This is a genomic window from Agathobaculum sp. NTUH-O15-33 (assembly GCF_033193315.1).
Taxonomy (GTDB): domain Bacteria; phylum Bacillota; class Clostridia; order Oscillospirales; family Butyricicoccaceae; genus Agathobaculum; species Agathobaculum faecihominis_A.
In genome coordinates this window covers 3846344-3866530 of the sequence record NZ_CP136187.1, presented here as the reverse complement: position 1 = coordinate 3866530, position 20187 = coordinate 3846344, and the positions used below count along the sequence as shown (strand labels likewise).

General features: G+C 52.5%; 20 protein-coding genes and 1 pseudogene. 12 read left to right on the top strand and 9 right to left on the bottom strand.

Annotated elements, in window-relative coordinates:
* The first annotated feature begins 96 nt into the window (after positions 1–96).
* The 6 genes from RWV98_RS18710 to RWV98_RS18685 all read left to right on the top strand — a co-directional run bounded on the left by RWV98_RS18710 (position 97) and on the right by RWV98_RS18685 (position 5182).
* Positions 97–735, top strand: a complete 639-nt coding sequence (locus tag RWV98_RS18710; RefSeq protein ID WP_317862768.1) for a DUF1906 domain-containing protein — start codon at positions 97–99, stop codon at positions 733–735.
* Between the two features lie 523 nt (positions 736–1258).
* Complete coding sequence (locus RWV98_RS18705) at positions 1259–2026, top strand: LuxR family transcriptional regulator (RefSeq protein WP_317862767.1); 768 nt, start codon at positions 1259–1261, stop codon at positions 2024–2026.
* Between the two features lie 196 nt (positions 2027–2222).
* Positions 2223–2843 (top strand): hypothetical protein, encoded by a 621-nt coding sequence (locus RWV98_RS18700; RefSeq protein WP_317862766.1) that lies wholly within the window; start codon positions 2223–2225, stop codon positions 2841–2843.
* A 118-nt stretch (positions 2844–2961) separates the two neighbouring features.
* Complete coding sequence (locus tag RWV98_RS18695; RefSeq protein ID WP_317862765.1) at positions 2962–3582, top strand: hypothetical protein; 621 nt, start codon at positions 2962–2964, stop codon at positions 3580–3582.
* A gap of 155 nt (positions 3583–3737) precedes the next feature.
* Entirely contained in the window at positions 3738–4376 is a 639-nt protein-coding gene (locus RWV98_RS18690; protein WP_317862763.1) for a glycoside hydrolase domain-containing protein, read from the top strand.
* Positions 4377–4417: 41 nt separating this feature from the next.
* Positions 4418–5182 carry a hypothetical protein gene (locus RWV98_RS18685; protein WP_317862761.1) on the top strand — a complete coding sequence of 255 codons (765 nt, stop codon included), beginning with the start codon at positions 4418–4420 and terminating at the stop codon, positions 5180–5182.
* 184 nt (positions 5183–5366) lie between these two features.
* On the opposite strand, the gene RWV98_RS18680 is transcribed toward RWV98_RS18685, so the two are convergent.
* From RWV98_RS18680 to RWV98_RS18670, 3 genes are all read right to left on the bottom strand, one after another.
* Positions 5367–7100 carry an eCIS core domain-containing protein gene (locus RWV98_RS18680; protein ID WP_317862760.1) on the bottom strand — a complete coding sequence of 578 codons (1734 nt, stop codon included), beginning with the start codon at positions 7098–7100 and terminating at the stop codon, positions 5367–5369.
* 475 nt (positions 7101–7575) lie between these two features.
* On the bottom strand, positions 7576–9159 hold the full coding sequence (locus tag RWV98_RS18675) for an ABC1 kinase family protein (protein ID WP_280961720.1): 1584 nt from the start codon (positions 9157–9159) through the stop codon (positions 7576–7578).
* A 69-nt stretch (positions 9160–9228) separates the two neighbouring features.
* Positions 9229–9543, bottom strand: coding sequence for a phasin family protein (locus RWV98_RS18670; RefSeq protein WP_280961719.1), 315 nt, complete (start codon positions 9541–9543; stop codon positions 9229–9231).
* Positions 9544–9702: 159 nt separating this feature from the next.
* Between RWV98_RS18670 and malQ the strand changes: the two are divergent.
* From malQ to RWV98_RS18660, 3 genes and pseudogenes are all read left to right on the top strand, one after another.
* Positions 9703–11202 (top strand): annotated as a pseudogene (gene malQ, locus RWV98_RS19535) (4-alpha-glucanotransferase); the annotation flags it as partial.
* 45 nt (positions 11203–11247) lie between these two features.
* Positions 11248–13617: a glycogen/starch/alpha-glucan phosphorylase gene (locus tag RWV98_RS19530; RefSeq protein WP_442872126.1), complete on the top strand. Its 2370-nt coding sequence runs from the start codon at positions 11248–11250 to the stop codon at positions 13615–13617.
* A gap of 10 nt (positions 13618–13627) precedes the next feature.
* The gene (locus tag RWV98_RS18660) at positions 13628–14542 is read left to right on the top strand and encodes a DMT family transporter (RefSeq protein WP_317862753.1); all 915 of its coding nucleotides are present in this window, start codon (positions 13628–13630) and stop codon (positions 14540–14542) included.
* A gap of 60 nt (positions 14543–14602) precedes the next feature.
* Here the strand turns inward: RWV98_RS18660 and RWV98_RS18655 are convergent, their stop codons facing one another.
* The 5 genes from RWV98_RS18655 to RWV98_RS18635 all read right to left on the bottom strand — a co-directional run bounded on the left by RWV98_RS18655 (position 14603) and on the right by RWV98_RS18635 (position 17481).
* Positions 14603–14932: a hypothetical protein gene (locus RWV98_RS18655; protein WP_317862751.1), complete on the bottom strand. Its 330-nt coding sequence runs from the start codon at positions 14930–14932 to the stop codon at positions 14603–14605.
* Between the two features lie 785 nt (positions 14933–15717).
* Entirely contained in the window at positions 15718–16155 is a 438-nt protein-coding gene (locus RWV98_RS18650; protein ID WP_317862749.1) for a helix-turn-helix transcriptional regulator, read from the bottom strand.
* 52 nt (positions 16156–16207) lie between these two features.
* On the bottom strand, positions 16208–16537 hold the full coding sequence (locus tag RWV98_RS18645; RefSeq protein ID WP_317862747.1) for a helix-turn-helix domain-containing protein: 330 nt from the start codon (positions 16535–16537) through the stop codon (positions 16208–16210).
* A 78-nt stretch (positions 16538–16615) separates the two neighbouring features.
* On the bottom strand, positions 16616–17005 hold the full coding sequence (locus RWV98_RS18640; protein WP_317862746.1) for a helix-turn-helix domain-containing protein: 390 nt from the start codon (positions 17003–17005) through the stop codon (positions 16616–16618).
* Positions 17006–17145: 140 nt separating this feature from the next.
* A complete protein-coding gene (locus tag RWV98_RS18635; protein WP_280961713.1) occupies positions 17146–17481 on the bottom strand; it encodes a helix-turn-helix domain-containing protein in 336 nt (111 codons plus the stop codon).
* A gap of 145 nt (positions 17482–17626) precedes the next feature.
* On the opposite strand from RWV98_RS18635, the gene RWV98_RS18630 reads away from it, so the two are divergent.
* A complete protein-coding gene (locus tag RWV98_RS18630; protein WP_317862743.1) occupies positions 17627–18271 on the top strand; it encodes a hypothetical protein in 645 nt (214 codons plus the stop codon).
* Between the two features lie 19 nt (positions 18272–18290).
* A complete protein-coding gene (locus tag RWV98_RS18625; protein ID WP_317862741.1) occupies positions 18291–18524 on the top strand; it encodes a hypothetical protein in 234 nt (77 codons plus the stop codon).
* A 57-nt stretch (positions 18525–18581) separates the two neighbouring features.
* Here RWV98_RS18625 and RWV98_RS18620 read toward each other — a convergent pair whose 3' ends face one another.
* Positions 18582–19292 (bottom strand): ClpP family protease, encoded by a 711-nt coding sequence (locus tag RWV98_RS18620; protein WP_280961710.1) that lies wholly within the window; start codon positions 19290–19292, stop codon positions 18582–18584.
* 363 nt (positions 19293–19655) lie between these two features.
* On the opposite strand from RWV98_RS18620, the gene RWV98_RS18615 reads away from it, so the two are divergent.
* A complete protein-coding gene (locus tag RWV98_RS18615) occupies positions 19656–20174 on the top strand; it encodes a peptidylprolyl isomerase (RefSeq protein ID WP_280961709.1) in 519 nt (172 codons plus the stop codon).
* Positions 20175–20187: the final 13 nt, after the last annotated feature.

Here is a 20187-nt window from a genome sequence, read left to right as displayed (position 1 = left end):
ATGCATCGCTTACTATGAAGATGTGGAAGCACCGGAATGATCCCTTCACTGCAGGATACTCGGTTTTAATATAAAATTTATGGGAGGATTGATGATATGACAAAGGGCTTAAGTACAACGGGAAGCTTATCCTTCGTGCAGCTGCATGAGCTAAAGCAGCAGAACTATGGGTTCGTCGCGCGTTATATTAACGGGGGATGGAAGCAAATGCATTATGAGGAAGCCAGACGTATTTCCGATAACAGCCTGTATGTGGTGTCCCTTTATCAGGAGTACAACAATGAAGCCAAGTGCTTTTCCAATCAGACGGGTATTGCACAGGCGAAACAGGCGCTCAAGCTTGCGGCAAGTCTCAAGCAGCCGCATGATACACCGATTTACTTTGCTGTGGATTTCGACGCAAACGCCGATGAAATACGCAATCAGATCATGTCCTATTTCAGTAGCATAAGCGCATGCTTTGCGGACCCGGCGGAAAATCCGAATCACTATTTAATCGGCGTATATGGCTCGAACGCGGTCTGCAAGGCGGTAAAGGAGCATTTTGGTATACTCAAAATATTTACTATGGTAGCGGCGGCTTCCACCGGCTGGGGAGGAAACAAAAACTGTTCCTTCGACGAATGGGATTTGCGTCAAAACCGCGTGGACCGTATGATAAATCTTGCGGGCCGCGCGGTCGAAATAGACGAGTGCGAGGCTCCCGGGCATGGCGGTGGCTGGCGATTGGACTGAAGCGCCGCTGAACAAAAAACTGATGGTAGACTTGAGAAGAAGAGCGCATAAATAAGCGGCAGACGCAGCTTTATATGACAGAGGGCGGGAGTATTGCTATGCATACTCCTGCCCTCTGTCGATTTTTATGTGGATATTAAATTAGAGGCGTGTGGATATACCAGTATGCGCATACCGTTGTTTACAGAGACCTTTTAACGCCAAAAAATGACCTTTTATGCCAAATACTTGATTGCCTTACATATATCAATTACTATGAAACCATAGAATCAACGGAACAAACCACGTTGTCCGGCAGCTTTATCGACGCTTTTTTTAAAGCGTCAATTTTTTTAATCGAAGGCGGCTTTGCTCGCGGTAAAGCTGCTGGCTTGTGCATGTTTGACTGATGACCACTCAATCGCGGGAATCGGCTGGGAGATGCGCTATGAGAGTTTCTCGGACCAATCACCCGTATCCGGCGCTGACTTTTTCAGACCTTTACATTTGCTCCTTACCCCGCAAATGTAAAGGAGATGCAAAAATGAAAAAACAGACGTTAGAAAAGGAACTTTTGCTCGCGTGGAAAAGATGCGCGAAAAGTGGGCTTTCGCCTGAACTGAGAGCACCATTGGCAGCCGGTCGGCGCGAGCGAGCGCAGGAACATGATCAGACAGTTCTTGCCGCGTTCGATCGGTCGGCGGCCGCAGCGCTTCCATCGCTCTCGCCGCGAACGGCATTCCTGATGACCGATTGCCACGGTGTGATTCTTCGGCTGCATACCAAACGAGATAGCTTTTGCTGCCTGACGGAAGGAGACTCTCTGGATGAACGGTACAGCGGCGCAAACGCTGTCGCTCTTTCCTTGCGGGTGCTGGAGCCGGTGGAAACCAGTGCGCAGCAACACTACTGCGCCTTTCTAAATGGTTGCTCCTGCTGCGCGGCGCCGATACGTCTTACGCCGGATGCGGAATGTGTGGCATTGCTCACTGAGCAGAAAACCCTGTCAGGAGAAAATATTGCGCTACATAGACTTCTTGTGCATTGCGTGCAGTGTGAATTACAGGCGTCACCACGAAAAGCGCAGCAAACGAATGCACTCCGCGATAAGCAGCGATATGTGCTGCTCTGTATGGCCAAGGGCCTTACTGAGCAAGCGGCGGCCGCTGGCTTACATATAAGCCGCGATGCCATACATTATCATAAAAAGGCCCTATTTGCGCGCCTCGGAGTGAATTCCAGTACCGCCGCTGTGGTAAAGGCACTGCAGTCGGGTCTGATCAGGCTGGAGGAGATTGGACCGATCGATTGAAACAGACCTATTTGGGTAGGATACGGTACTTCTTTAGCAAGCTACCTTTTTAGGTATCTTGCGGATATTCCCAATGTCTTCTATACTTTGATCATGGTTTAAGCCACTGGCGGACAGTGAAAAACATACACTGCCGCTTTTCTACTCGCGAAGGAGACGTCGCCTTAGCGAATCAAAATTTTTAGGAGGTTATTTCATGAACTCAACCGTAAAGCTCCACTACGTGAACCGCTCGCTGAACTTGGACAAGCCTAAGATCTTTGTCTTTGCCAAAAACGAGCTGCCTACCTTTGACGCTCTGAAAGATGGAATTGCGTGGAAGGTCATCGATAAGGTCGGGCGCGAATCCGCCTGCACATTCAGTTTCCCCATCGAAACGATGGTCAGGGCCAGCTGGGACAACGGCACCTGCAACACCAAAAGCCTGTCTGTGTGCACTGGCCAGCGCTATATCGTTACAGAGGATGATACGGGTATCGTCCTGCTGGCGGACGGCTCTGCAACGGACACGCGCTCTATTGATGTGGTCAGCGATATCCATACCCACGACGGTATCAGCGTGGATTTGTACAAGGACGGCCGCATTTTAATGAGCAAGCGCATCGTCGCCTATGGTCAGAAGGCCACATTTGAACTGCATCCCAAGCTGTACTGGGGCGTTGCCTCGGAGATTCAGGAGGGCGAGGATCTTAGCTCCGCCGTACTTAACTCGGACAGCTTCTTTGAACAGAATCTTGAGGGCATTACCGAGGCGACGATCGGCCTATACGGCAATGCGCAGGACGGCTATATGTTCAAGGTCGAATCGCAGTCTTAACCGCGGTTTGATCTGATGGATACCCGCGTTTATGGGTATCGGGGCCTTCGGTACAGAGGGCCGATCAACCCACCCATCATAATATACAACTATTTAATTTGAAAGGATTGTTTTAGCTATGAGTAACCTGATTAAGATCAACTATGTCAACAAATCCATGAATCGTGATATGCCCAAGATCTTTCTGTTTCTGAAGAATGAAATCCCCACGTTCGACTGCCTGCATGAGGGCGTGGCATGGAAGGTCATCGACCGGATTGGCCGCGGCTCTTCCTGCGCGATCACATACCCGATCGAAACCATGATTTCTGCTTCGTGGAATGACCACACCTGCAAGACCAAGACGCTCATCAGCTCCATCGGCAGCCGCTATGTCGTCGAGGAGGACGAGACCGGCATCACGATCGCGGCCGACGGCACCGCGGGCAATACCCGCTCCATCGACGTATCCAACAACGTACATGTTGGTAACGGTGTCAGCGTGGATTTGTACAAGGACGGCAAGCTGATGATGACCAAGCAGACCGTTGCGTATGGCCAAAAGGCAACCTTCGTGCTGCATCCCAAGCTGTACTGGGGCGTTGCTTCGGAAATTCAGGAAGGCGATCAGCTTAGCTCCGCTGTACTTAACTCCGATTCCTTCTTTGAGCAGAATCTGGAAGGCGTCTCCGAGGTTACGGTTGCCCTCTATGGCAACGCTGAGGACGGTTATACCTTTAAGATCGAGGATCAGAAGTAAGTAAACCTCGTCTTTTCCGCAATACCGCACAAATCTCTGTTTCTTTTATATTTCCCATACGCGCGGTCCGTGAGCGCAGGCGCCGAAAGGCGCCGCGCCCGGCCGTGTGTATTTCATATAAATATCTCTATAAAATGGAAAGGAGGATGAATAACATGGCCAAAGGTTGCGATACAACGGAAAGCTTATCCTTCGCGCAGTTGCAGGATTTAAAGCAGCAGAACTATGGATTCGTCGCGCGTTATATTAACGGGGGATGGAAGCAAATGCATTATGAGGAAGCCAGACGTATTTCCGATAACAGCCTGTATGTGGTGTCCCTTTATCAGGAGTATAACAACGAAGCCAAGTGCTTTTCCGATCAGACGGGTATTTCACAGGCAAAACGGGCGCTCAAACTGGCAGCAAGCTTAAAGCAACCGCATGATACACCGATTTACTTCGCTGTGGATTTCGACGCCGACGCCGATGAAATACGCAATCAAATCATGTCCTATTTCAGTGGCGTAAGCGCATGCTTTGCGGACCCGGCGGAAAATCCGAATCACTATTTAATCGGCGTATATGGCTCGAACGCGGTCTGCAAGGCGGTAAAGGAGCATTTTGGTATACTCAAAATATTTACTATGGTAGCGGCGGCTTCCACCGGCTGGGGAGGAAACAAAAACTGTTCCTTCGACGAATGGGATTTGCGCCAAAACCGGGTGGATCGCATGATAACCCTTGCGGGCCGCGTGGTCGAAATAGACGAGTGCGAATCCTCCGGGCATGGCGGTGGCTGGCGATTGGGCTAAAGCGCCGCGAAACAAAAGACTGATGAATGGAGGAGAAAACAATGTCCAGATATACTACACAGATTCAGCAATCTGTATTCGATCAAAGCATACTTTTGCACGAACTGCAGCCAAGCTACGCAATACGGCCTACAGACTATGCGCTGATTAGCGGCGGTATTTGCTATATGCTTTCCATGGAATGGCTCCGATGCCTGTTTGAAACCCCTGACGTTTATCCCGCCAGCATTTTTTTCAATAATTTTGAAGATACCAATAACTTAATGTACTTTAAGCAGATTGCTAACAATTACTGCAAGTTTTCTGCTGATTATGAGTACAACTATCCAATACTGACAACAGTAAGCCCATATCCATCCATTGCGGATATTCCCCAAAGCGGCGGCAGCATAATGGAAGATGTAGATCGTTGGTATGTTTCGCTATGCAGCAACAAAAAAATGCAAGTGGTGGATTGCACTTACTCGGATCAAGTTCATGCTCTCGCCACGCGCATGACGAGCCTACGACCGGGCTGCGGAATGCTCCTGTGGCTAACTGTATATGAAAGCGGTACGGATGCGAACAACCATACGTATCCGGGTTTTGCTCACGAAATGGCTTTGTGGCGCGATAAAAAGGGCGAGCTATACTTTTTCGATCCGAATGAAGGCGTGTTTACGGTAAAGGATGCGTATACGCTGGCTCAAGAAATTCTCAGCTACGCGAATATTCCACCGTTTCCTATTGAGTATAATCCGTGGATATTCATTTCTCAGGTGGAACGGGCGCCGACTCCTGCCCCGAAGGATCCTACTGAAGGGTAGAAAAGAAATAAGCAGCGGCCGTGGCTTTATACAGCGAGGGGGGAACGTTACCTCCAATAAGATATTAGACCCGAACGAAATGAAAGGCCAGCGTCTTTGAGGCGCTGGCCTTTCTATAATCTATTGGTCATAACGTATTGGGCTCAAGGAAGGGGGATTTCTTCACAATGATCGCTATTGGATTTCAAGTGCTGGGGTAGGATGCGCCAAGGGCCGCTTCTTTCGTATGGTACGATTCATTTACTGAACTAAATTCCATGGAAATTGTAGAGATTGACGAATTAACATCTGATGGGTCCAGAGACATATAGTTTCGGTACATGAGGGAATCATCCTTTGGTATAGCGGCTACGAGTGAATCGACGGCTTGCTTATAACGATATTGATAAGAAGCATGAAAAAACACAGGAAAGCTGTCCCGCCATGATATCGGAGCCAAGTTGCAATTTTGGATAAACTCATCTAAATTTTTTTCGGACGGTTGCCAATTCGGATCTGTGCTTTCACACGGATTATGATTCGTTGATGCAATTTCATGGATCAGTGCATTAATTTGCGTTAGGGCAGCCTGCAAACGTTGTACACAGTCTTCAATTGTTTTAATATCTGCATTCATAGCGGAACATAAGGCTTTATTAGAAGAAAAGCCTTTTGGAAGTTTATCCTTCGCAACGCGAAGGCCATTCACTAATACAGGAAGACTGTCGAATGCATAATCGAGAGCTGATTGCCGCATCTTACTGGAATCACTGCCTGTCATTGGCCAGATCGTTTGGGATGCATTTGTGTGTAAATAGACATTTACTATCTTAGTAATGGTACCAAACGCGCCATTGATATCATGAATCAGACGTAATACTTGTACCAGTTCGGGGGTGTGTGCCAAATTGTTGACGGATGCCTCGCCGAAAAGTGCTGTGATATTCGGCTGACTTGTATAGTCTATATAGGCTCCGTGAAAAGGTTCATTATCGGGATCCTCCGATACTGCAAATAACCGTAAAAATGTACCTACCACATCCGTGACATCGGGGGAGATGCTTTTGTTATAACAATTTTTCACCTTGTCCGCGAGAGACTCCTGATCAGGCGGCAAAGGCTGTGACTCATCTTGCCGGTAGGCCCGTCCTGTTTGACAGCCCATCAGATAAATCGCTCCGCGCCAGCTGGTTTGCATCTTTGTTGCGGAATCGGGGGAAGCGGGTCCGACACTATGCGCCGATTCATCCTTTTTCAGCAGCGGTTCACTGTTATCTAAAATTGTTTTCACAGTTGTCACAATGCTGTCAGGAGTCATATATCCAATAAATTCCGGGCCCGCGTGGCCCAAAAAAGCGATTATTTCGTAGGGATCATTAACACATATCTCGGGAGCATCATTATGCAAGAGCCTTCGCACAGATGCATAATCTACTGCGCCTGAACCGCATTGTTCAGCCTCCGCGACCTTTATTAACTTATCAAACTGCACTTTTTCTCCCTCGCTTAGTGGAACCTGCGCCATGATGGCCAGCCGCTGGGTAACGGTGCAGCCGGTTCTGGCGGCGCTGGAGGTAAAATGCACTCCGCTGATTCCTCGCTCGGCTTGCCGCTCTAATGCGGGACTTGCGTTGACTGGAATATGATTGATAAATGCGGTTGGCTGCACAACCCCTGACTTCTGCTGTACCACGTGGCTTAACTCGTGCGGCAGATGGCGCTCTTGTCCGGGGGCGATGTGTACTTGGGTGCCTCGCGTATAGGCCAGCGCATGAAGGCGGGCGGGCTGATCCGAATGGTAATGCACGCGCACATCATCCAGCGAAAAGCCGGATGCAGCTTCAAAGCGCTGCTTCATGGGGCTTGGTATGCCAGTTCGATTTGGCATGGGCTTTTTCTGTACGACCTCGGTCTCTGGCTTTTTTACAGTTGAAAACATAATAGCCCTCCTTTCGCGCAGTGATCTTATCTTTACTATATAACGGCAACTGATAAAACACAACAGCTTTTACCTATTAAGAAAGGACAGTTTTTACTGGAGCAAATGATTGCAAAAATCATTGCGACCGGTGTTGTTTTCCTTTATAATTACATCATCCGCAAGCTGGTGATTTACAAAGACGCGGCATAGGGCCGGTCAGAAAAAGCTAAGTTTCTGGGATGTGCAGATGGCTGCCATTTTCCTTCATTCTTTTTCTCTATTGTAGCAAGATATTATCTTTTTTGTCCAGTTTAGTGTAGTCAATCCGATGTTATTGGTTACACATTGGTTGCTTTACGCCTCGAAACCCAGAAAATATGCGAGTTTGCTCTCCTTGGTAAGGATGAGGTCACGAGTTCGAATCTCGTCAACAGCTCCATAAAAACAAGCCCGATTTGGTATCGCCAAATCGGGCTTGTTTTTTTTAGTCTTTCTACCGTTTCCGTGCGATATCGTATAAAAGGCGCAGGCCGAGCAGGATGGCGAGCAGATAGCCCACCGCGCCGAGGGCGGGAATGCCGAACAGCTTGCCCTTCATATCGGTCGTGCAGATCAGGCTGGAGCCGACCAGCAGGCCGGTGGTGATGATCGCGAGGATCAGCTTGTCCACCATGCGGTCAATGCGGCGGAGCGGCTCCTCCGAGCCGGTCAGCTCAAGATTGACCTTGGTCTGGCCCTTGACCGTCATTTTCAGCACATCCGCCATATAAGAAGGGATATCCACGGCCTTGTGCAGCGTGTGAAGCAGGCGCATGCCCTGCTCGCGCAGCTCGTGCGCGAGGCCCTCCCGTTCAAAGCCGGCCTCCGTCATATGGCCGGAGAAGATCTGAATAAAATTGATCGACGGGCTGACGCGGCTCAATACCCCTTCGATCGTCATCACGCCGCGCGCGAGCATGCTCAGGCCGGGCGACAGGCCCAGATGGTAGCGGTTGAAAATATCGGTCAGGTCGCGCAAGGCTTCGCCCAGATCGATCTCCGCGAAGGCCGCCGTGCCGTACTTGGAAAGCAGCAGGTCGATATCGCCGTACAGCGCCGCGTGGTCGATCTCGCCGCGCTGCACGCCGAGCAGCAGCGCCGCGTCCTTGAGGGCGTACACATCGCCCGAAACAAAGGCGAAGATCAGCTTGCCGAACAGCTGCCGGTCGCGGCCGGTCAGTTCGCCCATCATGCCCAGATCGAGCCATTCTATTTTACCGCCGCGCACAAATAAGTTGCCCGGGTGCGGGTCGGCGTGGAAAAAACCGTTGTCCAGCACCTGCCGGGCATAGCTTTCGGCCAGCTTGGCGCCGATCTCCTCCGGATCGTACCCGGCGCTATTAAGCGCATCCAGATCGTTGATCGGAATGCCGTCGATATACTCCATCACCAGAATGCGCCGCGTGGTCAGGTTGCGCTTTACCACCGGGCAGCCGGTGTAAACAATGCCCTCGTTATCGCGCGCAAAGCGCTCCATATGTTCGGCCTCTATGATAAAATCCATTTCCTCCAGCGCGGCGACCCACATTTCGTTTAAGATCGTAAGCAGATCGTCCAGCATGCCCTCGCCCGTGACGGCCTTGAGCATGCCCGCGGCGCGGCGCAGCAGCTGCATGTCGCGCTGCATGGTCTCAAAAATCCCGCGCCGCTGCACTTTGACGGCCACGGTTTCGCCGCTGCTTTTCAGCACGGCCTTGTGCACCTGCGCCATGGAGGCCGAGCCCAAGGCCTTTGCGTCGAACGAGGAAAATAGGTCGGTAAGCGCGGCGCCGTATTCCTCGGTCACCACGGCCTCCACCTCTTCAAAGGGCATGGGGGTTACTTCGGTGCGCAGGTTTTCCAGCTCGTCGCAATATTTGCGCGGGATCAGGTCGGCGCGCATGGACAGGATCTGCCCCAGCTTGATAAAGGTGGGGCCAAGCTCCTCCAAGATCGTGCGCAGCTTTTTGGGGTCCAGCCCGTGCATGACGTCGTTCCGGCGCAGAACCGACAGGATCTCGCCGAGGCGCGATCCACGGCCGGTTTTTTTCTCGTCCATTTTTTTCTCCACTTTACAATAGAAAATCGCCCGCGGCTTTCCCGTTTGGGGAAAAGCCGCGGGCAGGTTTTACCCTTCCTTGGATGCGTCCCCGCCTTGGAGTGCATCGAGCTTTGCGCGCAGGACGGCAAGCTCCTCGGGCGTCATTTTGTCCATACGGGCAGCTATGCCTTCGGCGCTGTCGTCGATATCGAGCGCGCTTTTCACCTTTTCCTTGGCGGTGTGCTTGAGCTCCTCGTTGAGCACCTTGCCCTGCTCCACGGTAAGCTGGCCCTTTTCGACAAGCTTATCGATGAGTTCGCCAGACTTTTCCGCCGTCACGCTGACCGCGCCCACGCCGGCCAAGAAGATCTTCTTTAAGTCGTCGCTTAACTTTTCCATCATAAAGAACCGCCTCTTTTCCAAAACATAGTCTGCACCGGTTGGCGCGCCGCCATACGGCGCGGCTTTCGGTATCTTTAACTTACCACTTTTTCCCGAAAACTGCAACAGCTTTTTGCGCTGTTCACGCCCCGCGCCTTGCATTTTACCGAAAAATGTTATATGCTTGCTCTATGGAGTTTTCACTGGAAAGGGGGTGACCGCATGCGCCAAAGCGGTATTTTACTGCATCTGACCTCTCTCCCCTCGCCCCACGGCGTGGGCGCCATGGGACGCGAGGCACGGCGCTTTATCGATTTTTTGGCCGATGCCGGGCAGTCCTACTGGCAGCTTTTGCCCATCTGCCCCACCGGCTACGGCGATTCGCCGTACCAGTCCTTTTCCGCGCTTGCCGGTAACCCCTACCTGATCGATCTGGATGAGCTGGTCCGGGATGGGTTACTCACTCCGGCCGAGCTGCGGGGCATAGACTGGGGATGTGACCCCGCGCGGGTCGACTATGGGCTTTTGTATCGAAACCGGTTCCCGGTGCTGAGGCAGGCCGTTCGCCGCCTGCTGAAAAGTCCGCCCGCCGATCTGCGGCGGTTTAAGCAAACAAACGCCGACTGGCTGCGGCCTTACGCGCTGTTCATGGCGCTAAAGGAAACGCACGGCGGCGCGCCGTGGACGGCGTGGGAACGCGATTTTCGCTTTCGCGAGCCTGCCGCAATGCGGCGTGCCGAGTGGGACTTGGCTGAACAGACCTCCTTTTGGAGCGCGGTGCAGTACTTATTTTTCCGCCAGTGGAACGCGCTGCGCGCATACGCGGCGCAAAAGGGCGTTCGCCTGATCGGCGATCTGCCCATTTATGCCGCGCTCGATTCGGCGGAGGTGTGGGCCGACCCGGTCCAGTTCCAACTGGACGGCGACCGCTTGCCGCGCGAGGTCGCGGGCGTGCCGCCGGATGGGTTTACGGACGGCGGGCAGCTTTGGGGCAACCCGCTGTACGATTGGGACGTGATGGAAAAGGACGGCTTTCGCTGGTGGATCAGGCGGCTTTCCGTGCTGCTTTCCCGGTTTGACCGGCTGCGTATCGACCATTTTCGCGGGTTTGACAGCTATTACGCCGTGCCCGCGGGCGATGCAGACGCAAAACGCGGCCGCTGGCGCAAGGGGCCGGGCATCCGCCTGTTCCGCGCGGCGGAAAAAGCGCTCGGCCCGCTGCCGGTGATCGCGGAGGACCTCGGCTACCTGACCGATTCGGTGCGCGCCCTGCTGCGCGGGACCGGCTACCCCGGCATGAAGGTGCTGCAATTCGCCTTTGACAGCCGCGAAAACAGCGATTACCTGCCCCATAACTACGAAAAGCACTGCGTGGTCTACCCCGGCACGCACGATAACGATACGATCATGGGCTGGATGCGCGCCGCGCCGCCCGCGGACGTGGCCTTTGCCAAGGCCTATCTGCGCCTAAACGAGCGGGAGGGCCTGAACTGGGGCGTTTTGCGCTCGGTATGGGCCAGCGTGGCCGATCTTGCCATCGTGCCCATGCAGGATATACTCGGCCTATCGTCGGAAGCGCGGATGAACACGCCTTCGACGCTCGGGGGCAACTGGGTCTGGCGCCTTTGCGCCGGCCAATTTGATGGAACATTAGCGGCGCGGCTTCGGCGCGAAACGGCGCTGTACCGCCGCTTGCCGCTTTTGGAGGATAAGGAGGACACACAGATGAATGAACGAACCAAAGCCGTAAAGGCAGCGATGAATTTCGCGCTCAAGACCGATTATCACAAGACCCTTGCGACCGCCACCCCGGCGGAGCTGCACACGGCGCTGTCGCGCTCGCTGGTGGGCGTGATCACGGATGATTGGCAGAAGAGCCGCGAGCAGCATTTAAACGCGCGCCACGCGCTTTACTTTTCCGCGGAGTTTTTGGTGGGCCGCGCGATCTTCAATAACCTGCTCTGCCTCGGCCTGACGAAAGAGGTCGACGAGATGATGCGGGCCGAGGGCGTATCCCTCGCCGATCTGGAACAGGTAGAGGACGCCGCGCTCGGCAACGGCGGCCTTGGCCGCTTGGCCGCGTGCTATTTGGATTCCGCCGCCACGCTGGAACTGCCGCTGGACGGCTACGGCATCCGCTACCGTTACGGCCTGTTTAAGCAGCAGATCGATAACGGCTTCCAAAAGGAAGTGCCGGACGATTGGACCAAATACGGCGATCCGTGGTCGATCCGCCGCGAGGATGAGACGGTTTTGATCGAATACGGCTGCCGCACCGTGCGCGCCGTGCCGTATGATATGCCGGTTTTGGGCTACGGCACGGATCACATCGGCACGCTGCGCCTGTGGCAGGCCGAGCCGGTGGAGCCGTTCGATTTTGTCCGCTTCAACAATCAGGATTACGACGGCTCGGTCGCGGAAAAGAACCGCGCGGAGGATATCTCCCGCGTGCTTTACCCGAACGATTCGGGTGACGAGGGCAAGGTGCTCCGTCTGGAGCAGGAGTATTTCTTCTCCTCCGCGTCCTTGCAGGATATGCTGCGGCAGTATAAGAAGCGGCACGGAAACGATTTTTCGCAGTTTGCCGCCCTGCACGCCGTACAGCTCAACGATACGCACCCCGTGCTTGCCATTCCCGAACTGGTGCGCCTGCTGATGCAGGAAGGGCTGGATTTTGAAGCCGCCTTCGCGATTACGCGCGGCGTTTTCTCCTACACCAACCACACCGTTATGCCCGAAGCGCTGGAAACCTTACCGCGCCATTTGCTGGAACGCGCCGTGCCCGGCCTGTACCCGATCATTGAGAAGATCGACGGCAAGCTGCGGCAGGAGCTTTCGGAAAAAGGCGTGCCCGGCGATGTGGTGGGCCGCCTGTCTATTACCCGGGACAACTGCGCCCACATGGCCGATTTGGCCGTGTTCGCGGGCCGCTATGTCAACGGCGTGGCGCGCCTGCATACCGAGATTCTCAAAAACCGCGTGCTGCGCGATTGGTATTCCGTCTATCCCGAGCGCTTCCAGAACAAGACCAACGGCGTGACCCAGCGGCGCTGGCTTGCCCTGTGCAACCCGGAACTCGCCGCGCTGCTCACCCGCTTGCTCGGTTCCGACCGGTGGCTGACCGACCTTTCCGCCCTAACCGAGCTGACGCGTTATGAGAACGACGAAGCCGTGATGCGCGAATTCCTTGCCATTAAGCGCACCCGCCGCGGCGAATTTGCCGATTGGCTGCAAAAGACGCACGGCATCACCGTCGACCCGACCCGCCTGTTTGATGTGCAGATCAAGCGCATCCATGAGTATAAGCGCCAGTTCCTGAACATTTTGGCTGTTTTGGAGCTGTATTACGAGATCAAGGAAGGCCAGCTAAACGATTTTAAGCCCACCACCTATTTCTTCGCGGGCAAATCGGCCCCGGGCTACCGCCGCGCCAAGGCGATTATCAAGCTGATCGGCGAGGTGGCCCGCGTGATAGAAAACGATCCGCAGGTGCGGCAAAAGCTGCGCGTCGTCTTTGTGCCCAACTATAATGTTTCCTGCGCGGAGTATATGGTCGCGGCGGCCGATGTTTCCGAGCAGATATCCACCGCGGGCACCGAAGCCAGCGGCACCGGCAACATGAAGTTGATGGCGAACGGCTCGGTCACGCTCGGCACGCTGGACGGCGCGAACGTCGAGATCGTCGAGGAAGCGGGCGAAAGCAACAACTACATTTTCGGCGCGCATGTGGAAGAAATAAACGACCGCGCGAACGATTACAATCCCCACGGCATTTACGAATCCGACGGCCGCGTGCACCGCGTGATGGACGCGCTCGTCAACGGCACGCTGAACGACGGCGGCTCTGGCGATTTCCGCGAGCTGTACGATTCGATCCTGCACGGCGCGGACTGGCAGCGCCCGGACCAGTATTATCTTATGCTGGACTTTGGCCGCTATCTGGATGCGAAGAAGCAGGTCAACCGCGACGCGCAGGATGAGCTTGCCTTTGCGAAAAAGGGCTGGCACAACATCTGCATGTGCGGCAAATTCTCTTCCGACCGCGCAATCGCGGAATACGCGCGCGATATCTGGCAGATTGAAAAGGTAAAATAAAAGGGTCTCTATGAAGTTAAAAAATTCACTGTTATTGTTACTGACCGCCACCATTTGGGGCGTTGCCTTTGTGGCGCAGAGCGTGGGCATGGAGCACGTCGGCCCGTTTACGTTTGTGTGCGCGCGTTCGGTCATCGGCGGGCTTGCGCTTTTACCGGTGATCGCCGTGCTGCGCCAAACGGGAACAAATCCCAAGCAAACGCGGGAGGAAGGGCGAAAAGCCCGCCGGGCGCTGCTGCTCGGCGGCGTGTGCTGCGGCGCGGTGCTGTGCTTTGCCAGCGTGTTTCAGCAGGTCGGCATCTTGTACACCACGGTAGGCAAAGCGGGCTTTCTAACCGCGTGCTATATCCTGATCGTGCCGCTGATCGGCCTGCTGTTTGGCCGCCGGTGCGGCGCAAAGGTGTGGTGCGGGGTGGGGCTGGCGCTCGTTGGCCTGTACCTGCTCTGCATCAAGGATGGGTTCTCCATCAGCTTGGGGGACGGCTTGGTGCTGATCTGCGCGCTGCTGTTTTCGCTGCATATTCTGGTCATCGACCATTTTTCGCCCAAGGTGGATTGCGTTAAAATGTCGTGCATCCAGTTTTTTGTGTGCGCGGGTTTTGCCGCCGTCGGCATGCTGGTGTTCGAGCAGCCCTCGTGGGAGCAGCTCCTCGCGGCGTGGGCGCCTGTTTTGTACGCGGGCCTGCTGTCCAGCGGCGTGGGCTATACGCTGCAGATCGTCGGGCAAAAGGGCATGAACCCGGCCGTGGCCTCGCTCATCATGAGTCTGGAATCGGTGATTTCCGTTTTGGCGGGTTGGCTGATTTTGGGGCAGACTCTGAGCGTGCGCGAGCTGTTTGGGTGCGTGCTCATGTTTGCCGCCATCGTTCTGGCGCAGCTGCCGGAACGGATAGGCGGCGCGCGGCGCGCGGCGGCGAGCGACTAAAGAATGAAAAAAACGCCTGAGAGCAAGTTATAAACATGCTCTCAGGCGTTTTCTATGTAGTTATTCCGCTTTTTTTAAATGCTTTAGCTCGGTGGAAAGGTATTTCACGGCACTTTCCAACGTATCGACACGGTCTTGAATCAGTTGCAGTCTGGTATCGTGCTGCATTTTTTCCAATATGCTGGTGTGTCCTTCAAAAAGCAGATCAAGGCGCGGCATGATGATGCCTTCCTGATTGATCTGTAGCTTGGAAAGCGCTGTGTTCATTTGCTCAACTTTCTGATCGATCTGCTCGAACCTTCGATCAATCTTGTCGAATTTTTTGTCTATTCGCTCATTTTGCTGCTCAAATAGCTCGGAAATGGAAGCTAATAATTCCTTTTCATTCATCAAAATCAATCCCTCTATTCCTAAATCCGACAATCACGATATACTCAAGCATACCGAACAAACGGGGGCTTGTCAATAGGTGGCTCGCTGCGCTCGCAATAAAATGCGCGGCAGTAGCCGCGAGGCGGCGGGGTGAGGTCACCCCGCCCTACCCGGGATCGGAGGCTCGCTGCGCTCGCAATAAAATGCGCGGCGGTAGCCGCGGGAGGGCGGGGTGAGGTCACCCCGCCCTACGCATGGCGAAGCGCACGCATGTAGGGCCGCGTGACCCCACGCGGCCACTCGCGGCTACTGCCGCGTTTTTAATGCGCGAGCAAAGCGAGCCACCGATATTTCAGGTGGCTCGCTGCGCTCGCGATAAAATGCGCGGCAGTAGCCGCGGGACGGAGGGTTGGGTCACCAATGTCATTTAGTAAGGGAAACGCATAGGAAAAACAAGGGGATCACCGGGCTAGTAGGGCGCGACGCCCTCGGCGCGCCGTCTCGAAGGGGCGTAATACTTCCTGAGAAACCATGTCCCTTCGCTCGGCCGTACCGGCCTGTTTGATGCTCTCACTTATCCCGGTGCTTCGCTCTCGGCGCGCCGAGGGCGTCGCGCCCTACAATCTCGGTGAATCCCTTGTTCCCTTATCTTAATAACATTGGTGGGGTCACCTTGCCCTACGCATGGCGAAGCGCGCGCATGTAGGGCCGCGTGACCCCACGCGGCCGCTCGCGGCTACTGCCGCGTTTTTAATGAGCGAGCAAAGCGAGCCACCGATATAGGCTAATGTAAGGGTGGCAGTTCAAAATTCAAGAATATTTCCTTCCCCAATTAGAAAGTCAGGCGTGATGTGATATATGCGGGCAAGCGATATTACAGGGCCCATTGGCATATCAAGTGCGTCTGCTTCATACCGTTTGTAAGTTAAGGTGCTGCAAAATAACTTAGCAGCCATCTCTTCTTGATTAAATCCATTCTTTTTTCGCATATATCGCATCCGTTTTGTTATTTCGTTTTGCTGAATAGCATACTTTTCCGATACCTCTGTTTCGCAAAATAAATAGCGTATTGAAACATTATAAAATTTGGCTAAAACCAGCGCCTTGGACAAAGGCATAGTATCCCATGATTTATTCTCGTAGTTACGATAGGAATGAAGATGACATTGTATCATATCAGCAATTTTTTGCTGTGATAGATCCTCGTATATTCTTAAATCTTTTAATCTGCTATAATTCATAAAATCACCTGACTGCATCATAATCAGCGAGTTTCACGCTTCAATACATATTCTACCTATCCTTTGTAATGGCATCGAGAAAGGCGATTAACGCCGCATATTCGTCTGTAGATAGCTTTTCTAGCCTTTGCTGTAACTGTTTGCTCTGTTGTAATAGCTCATTTCCTGTGAGTAAATACGAATAATCAGCATTGAGCGCGTTACAAATGTTTACGAAAGTATCTATGCGCATAACTTTATTTCCGGATTCAAGAACAGTAATATACTTAGCATTTGTTTCAATTTTTTCCGCCAGTTGCTCCTGCGTCATGCCGACTTTCTGCCGAAGGAAACCAATTCGTTGCCCCACTTCGACTGCAAGCTTTTTCTTTTCATTGGACATTGTATGGCATCTCCTTTTTATTGTATTGCGAAGTTTCTAAGACTAAAAGCAAATGAAACCGCCTGAAAGCACATGAAATTACTTGCTTTTAGGCGGCTTTTTATTCTTTTTTTCGTACAACTCTAGTTGCGTCAAGTAGTTTAAGTGTTGAATCAAATGACTTCGCTTTGGCAAAGACAGAAAATTCATGGCTTTCACAAAATCACTTAAAGGATAGATTTCCTTATTTTCCAGCTCAAATTGTGTACCTGCCGAGTATGTATTAGGAAGGTCACGTGTCATTTCACATATATAGTCCAGAGAAACATTAAAAAATGATGCGTATTTACATAATATTTCAATTGGGGGTTCTGTTCGGCCCACTTCATATGAGCTAATAGTAGACCGACTTACACCAAAAGCCTCCGCAAGCTCGGCTTGTTCTAAGTGTCGATCCTTTCGTAGCTCTTGTAAAATTTCGCCAATCACAAGCAACATGTCCTATCATAACGTCGTTTATGATAAAAATTATATCATAATAAAAACGGTTACCTTGCATGGTGGAAAATGTAGAATTATTTCAAATAACAGTTTACACGATAAAAAACATTTTATATAATGAAAGAGAATCAATCCTTGCTGAGAAAAGTATCAATTATCTCCATAGAAGCATTAAATTGTCGTTCGGTCAGCTGTAAAAGCTTATCTTGTATCTCTTTGCTTTTAAAATTGGTAGGATTCCCTGTGATAATATAGGTATAATCAACTTGAAGAGCATTGCAAATACTTACGAAGGTGTCAATTTGAACCTTCTTTTTTCCATTTTCAATGACTGAAATGTATTTCGCATCTTTGCCAAGTATTTCAGCTAACTGATCCTGTGTTAATCCGGCTGCATCTCGACACTGGCGTATACGTTTTCCAATATTCTGCGCAAGATTATCAGGCACTAATTTTTTTGCCAACGTATAACACCACCTTGTTAAAAATCTCTATTTCTATGTTATCTTATTTTTTTACATTAAAAAACGTTCTTTAGAACGATAATGAGTATATAATCATTCGTTAGCACGGTATGGGGATTTAAAATCATTAACGGAGGTCTAAAACATGAAATATAATCAGTTCCTTTTCCCCCGCCTAGTCACCGAAATATCTGTGTACAAGCAAGATGATCTTTATGACCCCTTCGATCATGTGTGCAAATATGTGAACGAGCACTTTCCTGCATACGTAAAGCTTTTGCAAGAGTTGAACGACGCTTGGGATGATATGATGGAAACCTGTGATGAGGGGATCGACTACATCGAGGTTGAAAACCATCACTATGAGTACTCTCATTATTTGGCTGATATTCAGCAGTTTTTCTTTTATCAGGGCGCGAGCGCCGCGCTGCATGAATATATGGGGCTGCAAAGCAGCCCGGAACAGCTTATGGCGCAAATAAACAGCGAGCTGGGCACATTTTTGCAGTCTGATTATATGGCTGCGCGGCGCCGTGGCGCGCTGGAGGGACTTGCCCGCGCCGCCGCGCTTACCAAACACCCGGATACAAACCGGCGGTATCGAATCGCTTTGCTTAAACGCAGGCTTTCGTGCTGCTATTTGGACGTTATCGCCGGTTATGAGCAAGAGGTGGCGCAGTTCATCGCCTTTGACCAAGCATATCCGGTCAAGCAAGACTTTTTGCAAGGGTTACATCAGCTTTTTGACCGGCTCTATATAGATCTGCCGGACGCGCTGTTAGATTTATAAAATAAAGGGGCAATACGTTTTGAAATTTTCCGTCTTTTGCATGCAGCCGGTTGGGATAGGGAATGGCCGCTTCCAAGCAAACGCCGGGGTTACGCTGCGCTTGCTCCGCGACAAACACATGGAGTTTAAAACCTGCTGCGTAACGGGGCACCGGAATATACCGATGGAGAAGCAAGAAACCGTCGAAGCGCGGCTGCGTCGCGAGGTTTCGCTGGCCAGTTTGGGACGTGAAATCAGAGTGATCGAGATATGATTGCTCGGTATAGGTAAAGGGCGGGGATACCGTAAGGTTTCCCCGCCCTTTTGCACGTTATGACTGAGAAGGGGCTTCGGCTTCCTTCTCTTTTTTTCTTTCCTCTATCTGATCATAAAGCGCTTGCAACGCGTCTTTCAGCGTGCCTACCTCGTCGATCAGGCCGAATTGCACCGCCTGTTCGCCCGATATCACCGTACCGATATCGCTCGTCAGTTGGCCGGTCTCGCGCATCAGGTCCTGCAATACGCTCGCCGAAATGTGCGAGTGCGAGGTGATAAAGTCCACGATCCGCTCCTGAATTTTGGCCAAGTACTCAAAGGCCTGCGGCACCGCGATAATGGTGCCGTTCATGCGCACCGGGTGAATGGTCATGGCCGCCGAAGAGGCGATCAGGCTTTTTTTCGCCGCCACCGCGAGCGGCACGCCGATTGAGTGACCGCCGCCCAGCACCAGCGAAACCGTGGGCTTTTCCATGCCCGCGATCAGCTCCGCAATCGCCAGCCCGGCCTCCACGTCGCCGCCCACCGTGTTCAGCAAAATCAGCAGGCCGTCGATCTCTTCCGCCTGCTCCACCGCCGTGATCTGCGGGATCAGGTGCTCGTATTTGGTCGTTTTGTTCTGCGAGGGCAGCTCCATGTGTCCCTCGATCTGTCCGATAATCGTGATGCAGTGCACCGTGCCGCGCGAGGTGTGCGCGGTGATGGAGCCGGTCTGTGCAATACTATTTTGTTCCGGTGCTTCTATATTCTCTAATTCTTCCGCCATGCGTTCGCTCTCCCTTTCCCATAAAACGCTCGTTTAACAAAAGTGTGCCGCAAAAAAACGGAATTTATGCGGCATGTGCATGGTAAAAAATCAAATATTACAATTTGTAAACAGCCGCGCCCCATATTCCGTGGGCATGGTGGGGAGAATACAAGTAGTTATCCACTTTATGCACAGAGTTATCCCCATGCGCGGGGGTAATATTCTCTTGATATGTGTATAACTTCGGTGCGGCGCGTAACTGACCGCAGTTTCAATATGGAAACATGTATTGCCGTTTGCCCGAATCTTTGTTACAATATAATAAATATATATGCGTGTAAAACGACGCAGCATTGCGGCAGAATACGGAGTGAAATGAACATGAACAATCCTATCGTTACGATCGAAATGGAAAACGGCGGCATTATTCGCGCCGAACTTTATCCCGAAGTCGCGCCCAACACGGTGCGCAACTTTATTTCTCTGGCCCAAAAGGGCTTTTATGACGGCGTGATCTTCCACCGCGTCATTCCCGGCTTTATGATCCAAGGCGGCGACCCCGAAGGCACCGGCGCGGGCGGCCCGGGCTACGAGATCCGCGGCGAATTCACCGGCAACGGTTTCCAGAACGATCTCAAGCACAGCCGCGGCGTTTTATCTATGGCGCGCACCATGGTGCCCGATTCCGCCGGCAGCCAGTTCTTTATCATGACCTCGGACGCGCCGCATCTGGATGGCCAGTACGCCTCCTTCGGCATGGTGATCGAAGGCATGGAAGTGGCCGACGCGATCGTGTCCACCGCGCGCGACTGGAACGACCGTCCGCGCGAGGATCAGCGCATGAAGACCGTGACGGTGGAAACTTGGGGCGCTACGTTCGATCCTCCCGAAACCCTGTAAACGGAGAAAGAGG